This is a genomic window from Novosphingobium sp. BW1 (assembly GCF_008107685.1).
Classification (GTDB): Bacteria; Pseudomonadota; Alphaproteobacteria; order Sphingomonadales; family Sphingomonadaceae; genus Novosphingobium.
In genome coordinates this window covers 1-383 of the sequence record NZ_VIRF01000012.1, presented here as the reverse complement: position 1 = coordinate 383, position 383 = coordinate 1, and the positions used below count along the sequence as shown (strand labels likewise).

Annotated in this window: 1 pseudogene; it reads right to left on the bottom strand. The window is 55.1% G+C overall.

Annotation, left to right across the window (positions count from 1 at the left end):
• Positions 1-383 (bottom strand): annotated as a pseudogene (locus tag FMM79_RS00060) (hypothetical protein); the annotation flags it as partial.

Here is a 383-nt window from a genome sequence, read left to right as displayed (position 1 = left end):
GTATAAACCAGCCGGGAGGCCGGACGTACATGCAGGCCGTTACGGTTTTTTATGACCACCGACAGAGAACGGGCTTCTTCATCGTACGGAGGACATGTGTCAGAGATTTCAGTGTCGGAGGACGGTAAACCCAGTTGTTCACGTTTGGCTTCCAGCGCATGCATGGCGTCAAAGATCACTTTGTCGATATCCGCCCCCGAGGCCGCGCTGACCGTTGCTGCCAGTGTACCTTCGACCAACGGCGCAGCACACAAACGTACTTTTGCGGCGATCTCGGGAGCCAGCAATTCCAGCGCAGTTTCAGCACTCAATAATGCGCTACCCATATCCATCATGACCAGCACATGGTCGGCATCGGCAACAGATTCGATGGCCTCCATCAC